Source organism: Ensifer sp., assembly GCF_035999135.1.
GTDB lineage: Bacteria > Pseudomonadota > Alphaproteobacteria > Rhizobiales > Rhizobiaceae > Ensifer.
In genome coordinates this window covers 1-15575 of the sequence record NZ_DASYGZ010000224.1, presented here as the reverse complement: position 1 = coordinate 15575, position 15575 = coordinate 1, and the positions used below count along the sequence as shown (strand labels likewise).

The window sequence follows — 15575 nt, the reverse complement described above, 5'->3', positions numbered from 1 at the left end:
GCAAACGCTCCCTTTGCCACCGGCGCAAACAAAAACCCGGCCTATCTTGAAATCGCGCGGAACCTATGTCTTTTGGCTCTGCGTTGCAACAGTGATTATCGGCCCCTAACTGAGACTTATTGACACTTTCAGCGGGGTTTTTGAAGGCCAGATCATGAATCGCAAAAATTCAGCTAAAGCCATCGTGCTCATCCCGGCACGCATGGCCTCGACACGTCTACCGGGCAAGCCGCTCGCCGATATTTGCGGCCTGCCGATGATCGTCCAGGTGGCAAAGCGCGCAAGCGAGGCGGATGTCGGCCGCGTGGTCATCGCCGTCGACGACCAGAGTGTGCTTGAGACGGTCAAGGACGCCGGCTTCGAAGCGATGATGACCCGCATCGACCATCTGTCGGGATCCGACCGGATCTACGAAGCGCTCATGAAGGCCGACCCGGACGGCGAGGCCGAGATCGTCATCAACGTGCAGGGCGATCTGCCGACGGTGGAGCCTGCCTCCATCCGTGCAGCGCTGAACCCGCTCGAAAATGCCGCCACCGACATCGCGACGCTGACGGTGGCGATCACCGAAGAGAGCGAGAAGACCAATCCGAACATCGTCAAGGTCGTCGGTTCGCCGCTCTCCGATGCGCGGCTGCGCGCACTTTATTTCACCCGTGCGACTGCCCCTTACGGCGAGGGTCCGCTCTATCACCATATCGGCCTCTACGCCTACCGCCGCAAGGCGTTGGAGCGCTTCGTCTCGCTAGCCCCGTCGGTGCTTGAGCGTCGCGAATCGCTGGAGCAGTTGCGCGCGCTCGAGGCCGGCATGCGCATCGATGCCGAAATCGTCGATTCGGTGCCGCTTGGCGTCGATACGCCTGTCGAGCTGGAAAAGGCTCGCCGCATCCTGTCCGCCCGCACCAACTGACAAGAACCCGAGAAGGAAGCTACCGTGACCGTCAAGACCAACAGGATTTCCTTTCAGGGCGACTACGGCGCCAATTCCGACATGGCCTGCCGTGACATGTTCCCGTCGATGGAGCCGCTGCCCTGCCAGACCTTCGAGGATGCCTTCGTCGCGGTCGAGAACGGTGAGGCGGATCTGGCGATGATCCCGATCGAAAACACGATCGCCGGCCGGGTCGCCGACATCCACCACCTGCTGCCCGAATCCCGCCTGCACATCGTCGGCGAGTACTTCATGCCGATCCGCTTCCAGCTGATGGTGCTACCGGGTGTCACCCGCGACGAGATCCGCACGGTACACAGCCACATCCACGCCCTCGGCCAGTGCCGCAAGATCGTGCGTTCCAATGGTTGGAAGCCGATCGTCGCCGGCGACACCGCGGGCGCTGCCAAGCTCGTTTCGGAAAAGGGCGATCGCACGATGGCAGCGCTTGCGCCGCGGCTTGCAGCCGATCTTTACGGCCTCGAAATCATTGCCGAGAACGTCGAGGATAGCGAAAGCAACGTCACCCGTTTCGTCGTGCTTTCGCGCGAAGACGTTCGCGCCTCGCGCGCAGCCGACGACGAGCTGATCATCACCACGTTCGTGTTCAATGTCCGCAACATCCCGGCGGCGCTCTACAAGGCCATGGGCGGTTTTGCCACCAATGGCATCAACATGACCAAGCTCGAGAGCTACCAGCTCGGCGGCAAGTTTGTCGCGACGCAGTTTTATGCCGATATCGAGGGACACCCTGACGATATCGGCGTGCGCCACGCCATGGACGAGCTGCGCTTCTTCTCCGAAAAGGTCCGTATCCTCGGCACCTACAAGGCGCATCCGATGCGCGGCGTACTCTAACGAACTCGGCGAAGCCCGGAAGCGGGCTTCGCCCTGTGTTTCAATGCGCGTTCCTCAGGAGGCTCGCTCGGCCCGCGCCATGCCGTGCGCAATGAGGCGATCGATGATCTCGGGATAGCTCACGCCGCTCGCCGAAAGCGCCTTGGAATACATGCTGATATTGGTGAAGCCGGGAATGGTGTTCACCTCGTTGATGACGAACCGCATGTCCGGCGTGAGAAAGAAATCGACCCTCGCCATGCCATCGCAGCCAAGCGCCCTGAAGGCCTTGGCCGCCGCATCCCGCATGCTTGCCTCGATTTCGGCTGGCAGCTCGGCCGGCACCTTGAGCGCGGCACCGTCCTCGTCGATGTATTTGGCATCATAGGTATAGAAGCCGTGGCTTTCGGCCGGCACGATCTCGCCAGGCCGAGACACGAACAGGCCGCCGGCGACGTCTTCGAGCACGCTGAACTCGACCTCGCGACCGCGGATGAACTCCTCGGCAAGCAGGCTGTCGTCATGCCGGAAGCCCTCGGCGAGGGCGGGCTTCAGCTCCTGGCTCCCGGAGACCTTTCCGACGCCCACCGAAGACCCCTGCCGGGCGGGCTTGATGATGAGCGGGCTTCCGAGTTCGCGTTCGAGTGTGGCAAAATCGGGAGTGGTCTCTTCGGTGATGGTCAGCGACCGGGCGACCGGCAGGCCCGAAGCCCGCAGCAGCCGCTTGGTGATGACCTTGTCGAGCGCCGTGGCCGAGCCGAGAATGCCGCAGCCGACGAGCGGCACGCGCGCCACCTCTGCAAGACCCTGCACGGAACCGTCCTCGCCGTAGAGGCCGTGCAGCACCGGGAACAGGGCGTCGATCGTGCCCGCGACGGCCATGCGGCCGTCCGTGCCGATCCCGATCATGCGCCCGCGCCCGCCGGGAACGAGCGCGAGTTCGGTGCCGGTTTCAGGCTTCGACAGCACGCCGTCCTCGAAACGGCTGAGCAGCCAGCGCCCGTCGCGCGTCACGAAGATCGGAACCGCGTCGTATTTTTCCGGCGAAAGCGCGCCCATCACATTGGTGGCCGAAAGCACGGAAATGTCGTGTTCGGTGGAGCGGCCGCCGAACAGCACGGCGATCCGCGATCTGGTGGAAGACATTGTCATCAGGAACTCCGGGGAATGTTGTATTTGGGATTTCAGTGGCCGACCGCGATGCCGCGATGGGCAAAGAAGCGCTCGAAGACGGCTAGCGGCAGCTGGGCATGCTGCTGGCTTGGCCGATCGTGGCCGGACGGGTTGTGGAAGCGCACGCTTTCGGCGGAGGCCGCGGTGACCAGCACCAGATGCCCGCCCTTGGAGGGTGGGGTCTGGTCGGGAAAGCGGATCGAGGGATGCACCGAGGCGATGAAGTACGGCCGGCGGGAAAGGATCTCTGGAATGTTTGCGGTCTCGACAGCCGTCATCACCTCGGCCTCCAAACCGAAGCGATCGGCGACAAACCGGACGAAGGGCGCATAGATCAGTCCCTTGATCGAACCGCCATCCTCGCTGACCACGTAACCGCCATAGGCGGTGCAGGCGCGGGCAAGCGACAGGATGGGGTGAAGCTCTCCGCGCGCAGCCAGGATCATCTTCAGGCACGCCATGCCGCAGACGTTGACCGCCCACTGCACATATTCCTCGACCGTATCGGCGCCGGACTGGCGCCAGAGCGGATCGCTGAGCAGGGCCGATGGGCCGTCCTCCAGGACCGCAGAGGTCATCTCCGCCGTTTCCCATTGGCTGAAGTAGGGCACTGTCGTCATTGGCGGTCCTGTCCTCATGTGTTCGGTCAAGGTCGGCAAGGGTTGAAAGTGGTCCGATAGATATACGATAATGTCGACATCTTAAGAGCCACTGTTGTCGAGCCCTGTGGGCCACTTGGGGGATCCGCCCATGAAACTGCAGCGCCGGCGTGAAAGCCCATCGGCCGGCTTTCGCCCGAGACTCGATCCCTCCTCGCCGGCGTCTCTGGCGCGCCAGCTCTATCTGGCGCTACGCGAAGCGGTCGCGGACGGCCGGCTGGATGCGGGGCAGCGATTGCCGTCCACGCGCCTGGCGGCGCACGAATGGACGCTGTCGCGCGGCACGATCGCCGAGGCCTATGAGATCCTGATTGCCGAGGGCTACGCCATCGCGCGCCACGGGTCCGGCACCTACATCCTTGCCGGCTCTCCCGATCGGATCGAGACAGTCGGCGAAGCCCGCGAACCGGCAACCCAATCGAGCAGCCGCCGCATCTCGGGCGCCGTGACAACGGTGCTGACATCCGGCCCGAGCCTCGAGCCGCAGCGTCCCCTGCCATTTGCCACGGGCCGCATCGCCCATGACGAGCGCACGGCGGGATTGCTCAACCGCATTGCCGGCAGGCACATGAACTATGCCTTTGAAGGCTACGGCGACATTCAGGGCGAGCCTGATCTTCGCGCCGCGATCGTCGCGCATCTCGCCGTTTCACGCGGCGTGCGCTGTTCGGCCGAGCAGCTGTTCATCACCGCTGGCACGCAGCAGGCGCTCGATCTCGCCTTTCGCGTCCTCGCCTCGCCCGGCGACACCGTCATTGTCGAAGACCCCTGCTATCCGCCCGCCCGCCAATGTCTGGCGCTCAATGGCGCCAAGGTCGTCGGCCTGCCTGTCGATCATGATGGCATCACGACCGGGGAACTGGCGGCCGGCTCGGTCGCGCCGCCAGCCCTGTTCTATGTCACCCCGTCGAACCAGTATCCGGTCGGGGCGGTTCTCTCCCTGCCGCGGCGGCTTGAGCTTCTCGCCTATGCGCGCGAGCATGGCTGCTGGATCGTCGAGGACGACTACGACAGCGAGTTTCGTTACGACGGACATCCGATCGCCTCGCTGCAGGGACTCGATCAGGCCAGTCGCGTCCTTTACACCGGCACGTTCAGCAAGGCCCTGCTGCCGAGCCTGCGCCTCGGCTACCTCGTCGTCCCGACCGATCTGGTGCCGGTGTTCAGAGCGGTGCGTCCGGCGCTTGATCGCTGCCCGCCGACGTTTCAGCAGCGCGTGGTCGCAGACTTTCTGAACGAAGGATATTTCCCGGCGCACCTTCGTCGGCTGAGGGAACGGCTGCGAACATCGCGCGACCTGCTTGCGGGCCTCTTGAAGGACCGCATCGGCGAGCATCTGACTGTGGTGCTTCCGGATCAGGGGATCAATCTGACCGCGCGCAGCACCGGCACATGGCAGAGCGATATGGCCGTCTCCACGGCGGCGCTGGCAAGGGGCGTCGTCGTCATGCCGCTCTCCCGGATGAACGTGTCTTCGTCCGATACGTCGCGGTTGCTGCTCGGGTTTTCCGGCCTGTCGGAAGACGAGGCCGATCGCGGCACGGCGCTTCTGGCAGAGACCTTCAGGTGCGGAAAATTCTAGAACGCCGCCCCTTGTCGCAACGCTGGGGGATGTCGAGCGATCGGGAAAACGTGCCCTCATTTCAGGCGAAATGAAACTTTTGGTTGTTGTGCCGTGCGCCACTGCAGTCACAAATTTGTCATGCAGAGCGCCTTTTGCAGTGGTCCAGACACCCAAGTGTGCGGACGCTCGTACCGAATCCGCGCGAGAATCATTGGCTTCCCTGCACGAGGCTCCTGATAAAAATGGCGGAAGTTCGTTAACCGGCTACGCGTCTGGCGCATGCCTAGTTTGCAATCGTGGCGCTACACAAATTTTAGGCAAATGCCTACTTAGCGCCCGTACAAGTAAGGAGTTTAAAGATGAAGATCCGTCAGAAGATCATGGAATATGCGAAGACCCGCCGTGCAATCCGCGAGCTGAATGCTCTCGACGACCATGCACTGAGCGATATCGGTCTGTCCCGCTCGCAGATCCAGGCTGCCGTTTACGGCCGCTAATCAGCACCATTCGCGCATCCCGCCGCCATTGAGCTGGCGGGATGCGCGCCGCATACGCTCTCGATCACGAATCGTAGAGGCAGACGCGCAGCCGGTGACCATCCGGATCGAGCGCGACGAAAGTCGGACCGAAATCCATCTCGGTCAGGTCCTGCGCAATCGGCAGGCCCTTTTCCTTCCAGTCTTGATAGTGCGCGCGCACCGCGCCCTCGTCCTCCACCATGAAAGCCAGCTCCGAGCGATGGCCGGATGCCGTCGGCTCCGGCGCGACCGTGTGTTCGGCCCAGAGTCCGAGCGTGAACCCGCCGGGCAATTCGAAGGATGAAAACGTCTGGTAGGTGACGCTTGGTTCCTGCGTGAGAACCTGGCGATAGAAGTCCACGCTTGCGAGTGGATCCTTGACATAGAGAACGATGAGATTTGCCTTGGCCATGCTGTTTCCTCCGTGTTGCAGGAGTTGCAGGCTAGGAGCAGCCACTGCCAAATTCCGTCAGCATGGCGCGGCGGGGGTCAGGACCCGATCGTCTGGCGCCTTGTTGTCATGTCCTGGCTGGCGCGCCAGTCCTTCATCAGGACTTGCCGGCGGCGGGGATAGCGCGCTTCGGTCACCGTCATCCGTTGCATGCGGTCGGCGCGAAAGTGGCGGAAGTCCAGCCGCAGTTCGCACCAGGCCATGACCATGCGGACGTTTTCAAAGAAGCCGAGCGCGAAGGGCCAGATGGTGCGCTGCGTCGCGCTGCCGTCATTGTCCACGTAGTCGAGTTCGACCTTGCGCTCGTTGCGGATCGCGCGCCGAAGGGCCGAGATGTCGATGCCGTTGGTGGCCGGCGGGCTCGGCCCGACGAGCAGGGTGGAACTGTCGAGCTCCTCGCGAAGCTCGACCGGCAGCACGGCGGCGATCTTGGCAAGCGCATTCGCCGCCGCTCCCGCCAGATCGTCATCGGTGCGCTTGGAAACCCAGCGCGAGCCGAGGACAAGCGCCTCGATCTCTTCGGCAGAGAACATCATCGGCGGCAGCATGAATCCGGGTTTCAGCACATAGCCGAGCCCCGGCTCGCCCTCGATATGGGCGCCCTGCGCCTGCAGGCTGGCGATGTCGCGATAGAGCGTTCTGAGGCTGACGCCGGTTTCTTCCGCCAGCCTCTGGCCGCTCACCGGCTGGCGATAGCGCCTGAGCACCTGCAGTAGATCCAGCAGCCGTTCGGAGCGGGACACGGTCGAACTCCCTGCAATCGTCGCGTCAGGTCCGCTCGCCCCAGGCGAGCCAGTCGCGCATCAGCTGATGGGCGATCGCGCCCTTCGGCGGTGGAATGTGGGCGTCGCCGGTGTCGGCGACCCCGGTCGAGCGCTCGAGCATTGCCGTCGTTTCCTCGCGGGTGAACCAGCGCACGTCCTCGAGCTCCTGCTCGTCGCGCTTGATGACCGTCGACTTCGCCTCGGCATAGCAGCCGATCATCAGCGTGTGCGGCATCGGCCAGGGTTGCGAGGCATGGTAGCGCACCCGACCGATAAGGATGCCCGATTCCTCCATCGTTTCGCGACGCACGGCGTTTTCGATGGTCTCACCCGGCTCGACGAAGCCGGCCAGGCACGAATACATGCCCGGTGCGAAATGCGGGCTGCGACCAAGCAGGCAAAGATCGCGCTCAAGGTCGATCGTCATCATGATGACGACGGGATCGGTGCGCGGAAAGACCATCTGGCCACAGGCGGTGCAGACGCGGCGATAGCCGCCGGCCTTGCCTTCCATCGGTCCGGCGCAGCGGCCGCAGAAGCGGTTGTTGGCGTTCCAGGTGATCAGGCTCGACCCTTGTGCAAACTGGCCGAGCAGTTCTTCCTGAAGCATTTGCTGGCGATAGAGCGTGCGGCCGTCGGCGATCTTGAAGGGCTCCACGATCGTCTCTTCGGTCAGCCCCGTCGGCACCGCCAGCCGCGGCTCGCCATTTGCAAGGTAGCCGAGCAGGATGGTCTCGTCGAGGACCGGCTCGAGCCCGTCCAGCTCATAGGCCGCAAACAGCGGGTCGATGATTTTCTCGTCATGCTTGACGATCAGCTTCGATCCCGAAAAAGCGAGGAAATGCGCACCCGGATGCTTGAGCGCCTTTTCGATACAATCGTCCGAGCGATGCTCGGACTGGCGATCCAGATGGTTTTCGGAAAAGGCGACGAGTGTGCTTGGCTCTGGATGCGGGCTTCGAAGGTCAAAGATCGATTTCGTCATGTTCAGAGATTTTCCAGAATGCGCGCTGCTAAGGTCTGATGGTCTTTCTCGTCCCAGGGCTCCGACTTGCCGAACCCCCAAACCGGCCCCGGCCAGTTCGGGTCGCCGTCGCTGCGGGCGATGATGTGCACATGGAGCTGCCGGACAATGTTTCCCAATGCGCCGATGTTGATCTTCTCGGCCCCCGTGACCTTCTTCAGGGCGCTCGCCGCCATGTTGGTCTCGAAGGTCAGCATCGTCTGGTCGAGCGGCGTTAGGTCGAAGATTTCCGAGATGTCTTCCCGCTGCGGAATGAGGACGAGCCAGGGCCAGCGGCGGTCGTTCATCAGCCGCATCTGGCACAGTCCGATCGAGGCGATCGGAATGCCGTCGCGTTCGAGCCGCTCGTCGAGGGTGAAGGTCGTCACGGGGTCTCCTCTGACAATGACACGTCGGGCAATGACAAGGGATTCGCCTTGTTTTGCATATCGATATCAGTTTTTTGACGGCTTGGCTTGCATTTGCTTTCGATATTGCCGATATGGAAGCCGGGAGGTTGGTGGTGGACGAGCCACTCGCCAACCGGGTCAGGTCCGGAAGGAAGCAGCCCCAACGAGCTCCGGCACGGGTCATCGTGCCAGCCTCCCACCTTTTCCGTCCTGTCGGGACACGAGTTCGAACAGCGGCAGGGTCGATGAGCGACGATACGTCCATTTCATCCGTTGAGAAACCAGCCGCCTATCGCGTCTTGGCGCGCAAGTACCGCCCCAAGGATTTCTCCGACCTCATGGTCGGCCAGGAACCGATGGTGCGCACGCTCACCAACGCGTTCGAGACCGGCCGCATCGCCCAGGCCTATATGCTGACCGGGGTTCGCGGGGTGGGCAAGACCACCACCGCCCGCATCCTTGCCCGCGCTCTCAATTACAAGACACCGGATGTCGACCGCCCGACGATCGATCTCAGAGTGCCTGGCGAGCATTGCCAGGCGATCATGGACGGCCGCCATGTCGACGTCATCGAGATGGACGCAGCCTCGCACACCGGCATCGACGATATCCGCGAGATCATCGAGCAGGTGCGCTATCGCCCGGTTTCGGCGCGCTACAAGGTCTACATCATCGACGAAGTGCACATGCTTTCGACCCAGGCCTTCAACGGCCTGTTGAAGACGCTCGAAGAGCCGCCCGAGCATGTGAAATTCATCTTCGCCACCACAGAAATCCGGAAAGTGCCGATCACGGTGCTGTCGCGCTGCCAGCGCTTCGACCTGCGGCGCATCAGCGCGTCCGATCTCGTCGGCCTGTTCTCGACGATCCTCGGCAAGGAAGGCGTGTCCTTCGATCCGGAAGCGCTCGCCATGGTCGCCCGTGCGGCCGAGGGCTCTGCGCGCGACGGCCTGTCGCTGCTCGACCAGGCGATCGCCCATGGCGGCGGCGCGGTCGAGGTGGAGACCGTGCGCTCGATGCTCGGCCTTGCCGATCGGGCCCGCATCGTCGATCTGTTCGAGCATGTCGTCAAAGGCGATGTCGCCGCGGCCTTGCAGGAATTCACGGCCCAATACGAGGCCGGCGCCAACCCGACGGTCGTCCTGACGGACCTTGCCGATTTCACCCATCTGGTCACCCGGATGAAATACGTGCCGGAGGCGGTCAACGACCAGTCCCTGAGCGAGATCGAGCGCACCCGCGGTGCTGTTTTCGCCGAAACCGTTGCCGTCACGGCGCTCTCGCGCATCTGGCAGATGTTGCTGAAGGGCATACCGGAAGCCGAAAGCTCGTCGCGCCCGGCCGGTGCTGCCGAGATGGTGCTGATCCGGCTTGCGCACGCAGCCCATCTGCCGTCGCCGGAAGAGGCTGCAAGACGCGTTCTGGAGCTCTCCGGCAATGATGGCGGCGGCGCTCGCTCCGCCCCTTCTGGCGGCAATGGCGGCGGGGCGCAGACCTCGGCCTCCGTCGCGGTGTCGGCGCAGGCGATGCCGGTGCAGCGCCCGACGAGCAACGGTGCGACCATGCTGCGCGCCGTGCCGGATGTGGCGCCGCAGCCCCTGCAGGTCGGCCGCATCGAGGAACGGGCGCTGGCGGCGCCTGTCGTAAAGCCGCAACCTTCCGTGCCGGTCAACTCCATTTCCGATATCGCCGACCTCTGCGCCAAGAACCGCGACATCAAGCTGAAGACATTGGTGCGCGGCTTTTTGCGGCTGGTACGCATCGAACCCGGCCGCCTCGACGTCAACGTCTCCGACGACGCACCGAAGACATTGCTTGGCGAACTGGCCGTCAAGCTCAAGGAATGGACCGGCGTTCACTGGATCGTCAGCTTCAGCCGCGAGGCCGGGGAGCCGACGCTGATCGAGGCGGAACAGCGGGCCCAGGAGCAGCGCGTCAACGATGCGCGCCAGGACCCGGATGTCGCCGCCATTCTCGCCCGTTTCCCGGGCGCCAAGATCACCGACGTGCGCATTCGCGCCGTTGAAGAAGAGGTCGAGAGCCCCGCTCCGGCCACAGCCGAATCGGCCGATGGCGATATCGTTCCTGGCGACGATATCGAATAAAGTCATCGACCAGCACCAAAGCAGGAACAGGAGACGACGATGCGCGACATCATGGGGATGATGGGCAAGGTCAAGGAAATGCAGGCCAAGATGGAGAAGATGCAGGCGGAGATCGCCGCACTCGAAGTCGACGGCACCTCCGGCGGTGGTCTGGTGACCGTTCGTCTCGACGGCAAGGGCACCTTGAAGAGCCTGAAGATCGACCCTTCGCTTTTCAAGGAAGACGACGTGGAGATCCTCGAGGACCTGATCGTCGCCGCCCACAAGGATGCCAAGGACAAGGCCGAGGCCGTGCAGGCGGAAAAGACCCGCGAGCTGACCGCCGGCCTGCCGATCCCGCCCGGCATGAAGCTGCCGTTCTGATCGGTTCCCGGCCGTATCCGCAAACGCGTGAGACGTTCACCGGCCCTGGTCGGTTGATGTTGTGATCGTGACCCGGATCTTCGGCAGCGCCAGCGGTTCGTCCCTCTGGCGCTTGCCCGCCTGAAAGTCCAGCACTGCCCGCACTGGCACCGACGGCAAAGCGTGGTAGATTGCCGCGTCCTGAGGAGGATCGCGCATGTCGCTTGCATCCCTGCTTGTATTCGCTGGCGCCCTGCTGGTTGCGGCCGGCTCGCCCGGTCCGAGTGTCGCGGCACTCGTCGGTCGCGTGCTGTCCAAAGGGGCGCGCGATGTGCTGCCCTTCCTCGTGGCGCTCTGGATCGGCGAAGCGATCTGGCTGTCCTTCGCGGTGGCGGGCCTGGCGGCGATTGCCGAAAGCTTCCACCTGCTCTTCGTCGCCATCAAGTGGCTCGGCGTTGCCTACCTGCTCTATCTCGCCTGGAAAATGTGGTCGACGGAACCGGAAATGCCGGGCGATCACCTGCCGCAGTCGCGTTCGTCCGGCAAACTGTTCTTCGCCGGCATCACCGTCACGCTCGGCAATCCCAAGGTGATGATGTTCTACGTCGCCCTGCTGCCGTCGATCATCGACCTTCATGCGGTGACGCTTTTGGGGTGGATGCAATTGGTAGTGACGATGCTGATCGTGCTCGTCATCGTCGATTTCGGCTGGGTGGCAATGGCCTCCAAGGCGCGCTCGTTCCTGAGGAGCCGGCGTGCGGTGCGCATCGCCAACCGGACGAGTGCCGCAACGATCGCCGGTGCGGCTGTGGCGATCGCGACGCGGTAAAGCGCCTGGTCGGTATCCGCCGGGCGTTCGTCGAAGACGATTCCGTTCCGGGCCGATATCGGCTAAAAGCGCCGCATGGCAAAACGAGTCACCGGCCCCGAAATCGAAAAACTCATCCAGCTCCTGGCGAAAGTCCCAGGGCTCGGCCCGCGCTCCGCAAGGCGGGCGGCACTGCATCTCGTCAAGAAGAAGGACCAGTTGCTCGGTCCGCTCGCCGAAGCGATGGGTGAGGCGCACCGCAAGGTCAGGATCTGCTCCTGCTGCGGCAATGTCGATACGATCGACCCCTGCACGGTCTGTTCCGACGAACGCCGCGACCAATCGGTGATCATCGTCGTCGAGGACGTGTCCGACCTCTGGGCGCTGGAGCGTGCCGGCGCGCTGAACGCCGCCTATCACGTGCTCGGCGGCACCCTATCGCCGCTCGACGGCGTCGGCCCTGACGATCTCAACATCAAGGGCCTCGTGCAGCGCGTCGCCAATGGCGGCGTGCGCGAACTGATCATCGCCGTCAACGCCACGGTCGAGGGGCAGACGACAGCCCATTACATCACCGACCAGTTGGAAGGCATGGAGGTGAAGATCACCCGGCTTGCCCATGGCGTTCCGGTTGGCGGTGAGCTCGACTATCTCGACGAGGGCACGCTGGCCGCGGCCCTTCGCGCCCGCACGACGATCTGAAGGGATGCCGATGTCTTTGAAGTCTCTGGTTCGTTCCTGGTTTGCCGGTCTTGCAGGGGCGGGTAAGCCGCGAAAGCACCTCTTTGCGGCCGTCGCCGCATTCTTTGCTCTTTCCCTCCCCGTACATGCCGCCACCAAGGCGGATGTCGAGGCGCAGTTCCGCACCTGGCTCCAGAGTGACCTTTGGCCGGAAGCGCAGAAATCCGGCATTTCCGCCGGGTCCTTCAAGGCGGCTTTCGCCGGCGTGACGCTCAACTGGGACCTGCCCGACCTCGCGCCGCCCGGCTTTCCGAAGCCGAAGGAACAGAAGCAGAGCCAGGCGGAATTCTCCTCGCCCGGCAACTACTTCTCGGAAAAGCGCCTGCAGGGGCTTGCCGCGACCGGTCGCAGCCTTGCCTCCACCCATGCCTCGACGCTCAAAAAGATCGAGCGCACCTATGGCGTGCCGGCCTCGGTGGTCGTTGCCATCTGGGGCCGCGAATCCGGCTTCGGCCGCGCCAAGATCCCCTATCCGGTGGTCGACGTGCTGGCCACCAAGGCTTTCATGTCGACCCGTCCCGATCTCTTCCGGCGCGAGCTGATCGCGGCGCTGCACATCCTCGACAGCGGCGACGTCGACGAGGCGGCGATGCGCGGTTCCTGGGCCGGTGCCATGGGCCAGCCGCAGTTCATGCCATCGAGCTTCCTGCAATATGCCGTCGATTTCGATGGCGACGGCCGGCGCGACATCTGGAACTCGGTGCCCGACAGCCTCGCGTCGATCGCCAACTATCTCGTCAAGAAGAGCTGGCAGCGCGATCGCGATTGGGGCTTCGAGGTGTCGATCCCCGCGACAGTGTCGTGCGCACAGGAAGGCCCGGACCTTGCCCGGCCGCTTTCGGACTGGGCAAACAAGGGCATCACGCGCATTTCCGGCAAAGCGTTTCCCTCGCACGAGCTTTCGGCGTCCTCGATGATGCTGGTACCGGCCGGACGGCACGGGCCCGAGTTTATCGTCACGCCGAATTTCTACGTGCTCAAGGAATACAACAACTCCGATCTCTACGCGCTGTTCATCGGCAACCTCGCCGACCGGATCGCGACCGGCGGCGGCGCGTTCCGCGGCACCTGGGGCGACGTCGGCAACATGCTGCGCTCCGACGTTCTGAAAATGCAGAAGGCGCTGGTCGCCAAGGGCTACGACGTCGGCAAGGTCGATGGTCTTCCCGGCTACAAGACGCGCCGGTCGCTTGGCGACTGGCAGGCAAAGAGCGGGCTTGCGGCGAGCTGCTTTCCCGATTCCTCGCTGAAGGCGAAGCTGCGCTAAGGCGTTTCGTCGGAAACGGCAGCGATAAACTGAAAAGGGCCCTGCATCGCAAGGCCCTTTTCAGTTTGGGTCGATGCCGGTCGTCAGTGCATGTCGACGTCGACCTGGCGCTTGTAGCGTTCGTAGTGGGTCGGAACGATCGTCTGGCGTTCGATCATCCGGTGGACCCTCGGCGGAACCTTGCCGCTGTGCAGGGCCGTCAGCCTGTCGCCGATGGCGGCGTCGGCATGGGTGCGGCGCTGGTTGTGGCGCACATATTCCACCCAGGTCGGCACGTGATAGGTCTCGGTCCAGGTGGTCGGATTCTCGAGGTCGCGCATCAGCGCCCAGTGGCCGGCGCCGTCGCGGATGCGGATCCGTCGACGCTCCGCCATGTTGGTCAGGAACTCCGGAATATCGTCATCGGCGATTTCGTAGTCGATCATGATGACGATCGGACCACTGCGGGGTTTCAGATCCAGTTCGAGCGGCGGCTCGTTGAAGCGGTTGAGCGGATCGAGATTGAGCGAGGTGAATTCCGGCAAGGGCAGCCGCAGGCCGATGGCGACGCCGGCAAACATCAACAGGCACGAACCGATGAGCGCATTGGCGGCGCCATATTGCTCGGCGGCCGTACCCCAGAGCCAGCTACCGCCCGCAATGCCGCCAAAGGTCGTGGTCTGGTAGAGCGACAGCGCCCGCCCGACCACCCAGCGGGGCGTCGACAGCTGCACGGTGGTGTTGAACAGCGAGAGTGCCAGAACCCAGCAGGCGCCGGAGACCAGCAGCACGAGACAGCTCAGCCATGCGTAAGGGCTGAAGGCGGTGATGGCGGCGCTTGCGGCAAAACCGGTAAAGGCGATGCGCACGATCGCCTCGCTTGAAAGCTTTTCGCGCAGGCGCGCACTGAGCAGCGCGCCGCCGATGGCACCGAGGCCGAAGCCGCCGAGCATCAGGCCATAGGTCAGCGGCCCGCCCTTGACGAGGTCGCGGGCAACGAGCGGCAGCAGCGCCAGGATGGCGCTTGCCGAAAGACCGAAGACGAAACCGCGCAAGAGCACCTTGCCGATGTTTGGTGACATCGCGACGTAGCGAAGCCCCGCGGAAATGGCGCGCCCAAGCGTCTCGCGCGGCAGGGTGTTCGCAGGCAGTTCGCGCCGCCAGCGCACCAGCGCAAAGAGGATCGCGAAATAGCTGAGCGTATTGGCGAAGAAGGCGGCCGCAGCGCCCAATGCCGCAACGATCGCGCCGCCGATCGCCGGGCCGACGCTGCGGGTGATGTTGAAGCCCATGCTGTTCAGCGCCACGGCCGCCGGCAGGTCGTCGCGCGGAACCATGTCGCCGACCGAGGCCTGCCAGGACGGGTTGTTGAGCGCCGTGCCACAACCGATGAGAAAGGTGAAGAACAGAAGCAGCCAGGGCGTGATCAGGCCGAGATAGGCGAAGACCGTCAGCAGCGCGGAGACCGCAAGCATGAAGGTTTGCGCCACCAGCATGATCCGCCGCCGGTCGAAATTGTCGGCGAGCGCGCCGGAGACCAGCGAGAACAGCATGATTGGCAGCGAGGTCGAGGCCTGCACCAGCGCCACCATGTTGGCCGAAGGTGAGATCGAGGTCATCAGCCAGGCAGCGCCGACCGATTGGATGAGGCCGCCGAAGTTGGATGCAAGGCTCGCGATCCAGAGAAGATGTCGTGCTTGAAGGGAGCCAGCGGCGATATACGGGTGGGCACCTCGTCTTCTCTCTTGTCTCTTGTTGTGGTTCGAAGCGGTATGCTTCCTGTTATAAGCCCGGGGACCCGAAGTGCCACCCGCTGAAACTGACCTGTTGCCGACCGATGATGGCGGCCTATGTCCGGGGCGCATTCGGAGCGCTTGGCCCAAAGCCTTGCAATTTGCGGCGATGGGGCGTATATGAGCCTCAAATTCTTGATCGGTAGATGAAGAGTGGGCCCGTCAGGACCCGCTCTTTTTTATTAGCCGGTCCGATGAGGAGATGATCGTTTGTCCGATACGACAACGGC

General features: G+C 63.6%; 16 protein-coding genes, 1 other RNA gene and 1 pseudogene. 10 read left to right on the top strand and 8 right to left on the bottom strand.

The window, feature by feature from the left end:
* Positions 1-154: 154 nt before the first annotated feature.
* Entirely contained in the window at positions 155-910 is a 756-nt protein-coding gene (locus VGO12_RS30060) for a 3-deoxy-manno-octulosonate cytidylyltransferase (RefSeq protein ID WP_327516396.1), read from the top strand.
* 24 nt (positions 911-934) lie between these two features.
* Entirely contained in the window at positions 935-1789 is an 855-nt protein-coding gene (locus VGO12_RS30055; RefSeq protein ID WP_327516395.1) for a prephenate dehydratase, read from the top strand.
* Positions 1790-1843: 54 nt separating this feature from the next.
* Here the strand turns inward: VGO12_RS30055 and VGO12_RS30050 are convergent, their stop codons facing one another.
* Both VGO12_RS30050 and VGO12_RS30045 read right to left on the bottom strand, forming a co-directional pair.
* Positions 1844-2920, bottom strand: coding sequence for a D-alanine--D-alanine ligase family protein (locus VGO12_RS30050; protein ID WP_327516394.1), 1077 nt, complete (start codon positions 2918-2920; stop codon positions 1844-1846).
* 32 nt (positions 2921-2952) lie between these two features.
* Complete coding sequence (locus VGO12_RS30045) at positions 2953-3561, bottom strand: hypothetical protein (protein WP_327516393.1); 609 nt, start codon at positions 3559-3561, stop codon at positions 2953-2955.
* Between the two features lie 130 nt (positions 3562-3691).
* Between VGO12_RS30045 and VGO12_RS30040 the strand changes: the two genes are divergently transcribed.
* Both VGO12_RS30040 and VGO12_RS30035 read left to right on the top strand, forming a co-directional pair.
* The gene (locus tag VGO12_RS30040; protein WP_327516392.1) at positions 3692-5182 is read left to right on the top strand and encodes a PLP-dependent aminotransferase family protein; all 1491 of its coding nucleotides are present in this window, start codon (positions 3692-3694) and stop codon (positions 5180-5182) included.
* 341 nt (positions 5183-5523) lie between these two features.
* Complete coding sequence (locus tag VGO12_RS30035) at positions 5524-5661, top strand: DUF1127 domain-containing protein (protein ID WP_064817013.1); 138 nt, start codon at positions 5524-5526, stop codon at positions 5659-5661.
* Between the two features lie 64 nt (positions 5662-5725).
* Here VGO12_RS30035 and VGO12_RS30030 read toward each other — a convergent pair whose 3' ends face one another.
* From VGO12_RS30030 to VGO12_RS30015, 4 genes are all read right to left on the bottom strand, one after another.
* Positions 5726-6094 (bottom strand): VOC family protein, encoded by a 369-nt coding sequence (locus VGO12_RS30030; protein WP_327516391.1) that lies wholly within the window; start codon positions 6092-6094, stop codon positions 5726-5728.
* A gap of 77 nt (positions 6095-6171) precedes the next feature.
* Positions 6172-6876, bottom strand: coding sequence for a YafY family protein (locus VGO12_RS30025; RefSeq protein WP_327516390.1), 705 nt, complete (start codon positions 6874-6876; stop codon positions 6172-6174).
* A gap of 25 nt (positions 6877-6901) precedes the next feature.
* Complete coding sequence (gene nudC / locus VGO12_RS30020; protein WP_327516389.1) at positions 6902-7882, bottom strand: NAD(+) diphosphatase; 981 nt, start codon at positions 7880-7882, stop codon at positions 6902-6904.
* Between the two features lie 2 nt (positions 7883-7884).
* Positions 7885-8289 carry an HIT family protein gene (locus VGO12_RS30015; RefSeq protein ID WP_327516388.1) on the bottom strand — a complete coding sequence of 135 codons (405 nt, stop codon included), beginning with the start codon at positions 8287-8289 and terminating at the stop codon, positions 7885-7887.
* 123 nt (positions 8290-8412) lie between these two features.
* On the opposite strand from VGO12_RS30015, the gene ffs reads away from it, so the two are divergent.
* The 3 genes from ffs to VGO12_RS30000 all read left to right on the top strand — a co-directional run bounded on the left by ffs (position 8413) and on the right by VGO12_RS30000 (position 10778).
* Positions 8413-8510, top strand: an RNA gene (gene ffs, locus VGO12_RS30010) — signal recognition particle sRNA small type.
* A gap of 45 nt (positions 8511-8555) precedes the next feature.
* On the top strand, positions 8556-10415 hold the full coding sequence (locus VGO12_RS30005; RefSeq protein ID WP_327516387.1) for a DNA polymerase III subunit gamma/tau: 1860 nt from the start codon (positions 8556-8558) through the stop codon (positions 10413-10415).
* A 39-nt stretch (positions 10416-10454) separates the two neighbouring features.
* Complete coding sequence (locus VGO12_RS30000; protein ID WP_029742357.1) at positions 10455-10778, top strand: YbaB/EbfC family nucleoid-associated protein; 324 nt, start codon at positions 10455-10457, stop codon at positions 10776-10778.
* Positions 10779-10814: 36 nt separating this feature from the next.
* Here the strand turns inward: VGO12_RS30000 and VGO12_RS29995 are convergent, their stop codons facing one another.
* Positions 10815-10976 carry a hypothetical protein gene (locus tag VGO12_RS29995; RefSeq protein WP_327516386.1) on the bottom strand — a complete coding sequence of 54 codons (162 nt, stop codon included), beginning with the start codon at positions 10974-10976 and terminating at the stop codon, positions 10815-10817.
* On the opposite strand from VGO12_RS29995, the gene VGO12_RS29990 reads away from it, so the two are divergent.
* From VGO12_RS29990 to VGO12_RS29980, 3 genes are all read left to right on the top strand, one after another.
* Complete coding sequence (locus VGO12_RS29990) at positions 10975-11586, top strand: LysE family translocator (RefSeq protein ID WP_327516385.1); 612 nt, start codon at positions 10975-10977, stop codon at positions 11584-11586. The two genes, VGO12_RS29995 and VGO12_RS29990, sit on opposite strands and share 2 nt — an antisense overlap.
* Positions 11587-11661: 75 nt before the next feature.
* Positions 11662-12267, top strand: coding sequence for a recombination mediator RecR (gene recR / locus VGO12_RS29985; protein WP_327516384.1), 606 nt, complete (start codon positions 11662-11664; stop codon positions 12265-12267).
* A 10-nt stretch (positions 12268-12277) separates the two neighbouring features.
* Entirely contained in the window at positions 12278-13573 is a 1296-nt protein-coding gene (locus VGO12_RS29980; RefSeq protein ID WP_327516383.1) for a lytic murein transglycosylase, read from the top strand.
* Between the two features lie 83 nt (positions 13574-13656).
* Here VGO12_RS29980 and VGO12_RS29975 read toward each other — a convergent pair.
* Positions 13657-15284, bottom strand: a pseudogene (locus VGO12_RS29975) (MFS transporter).
* Positions 15285-15575 lie beyond the last annotated feature (291 nt).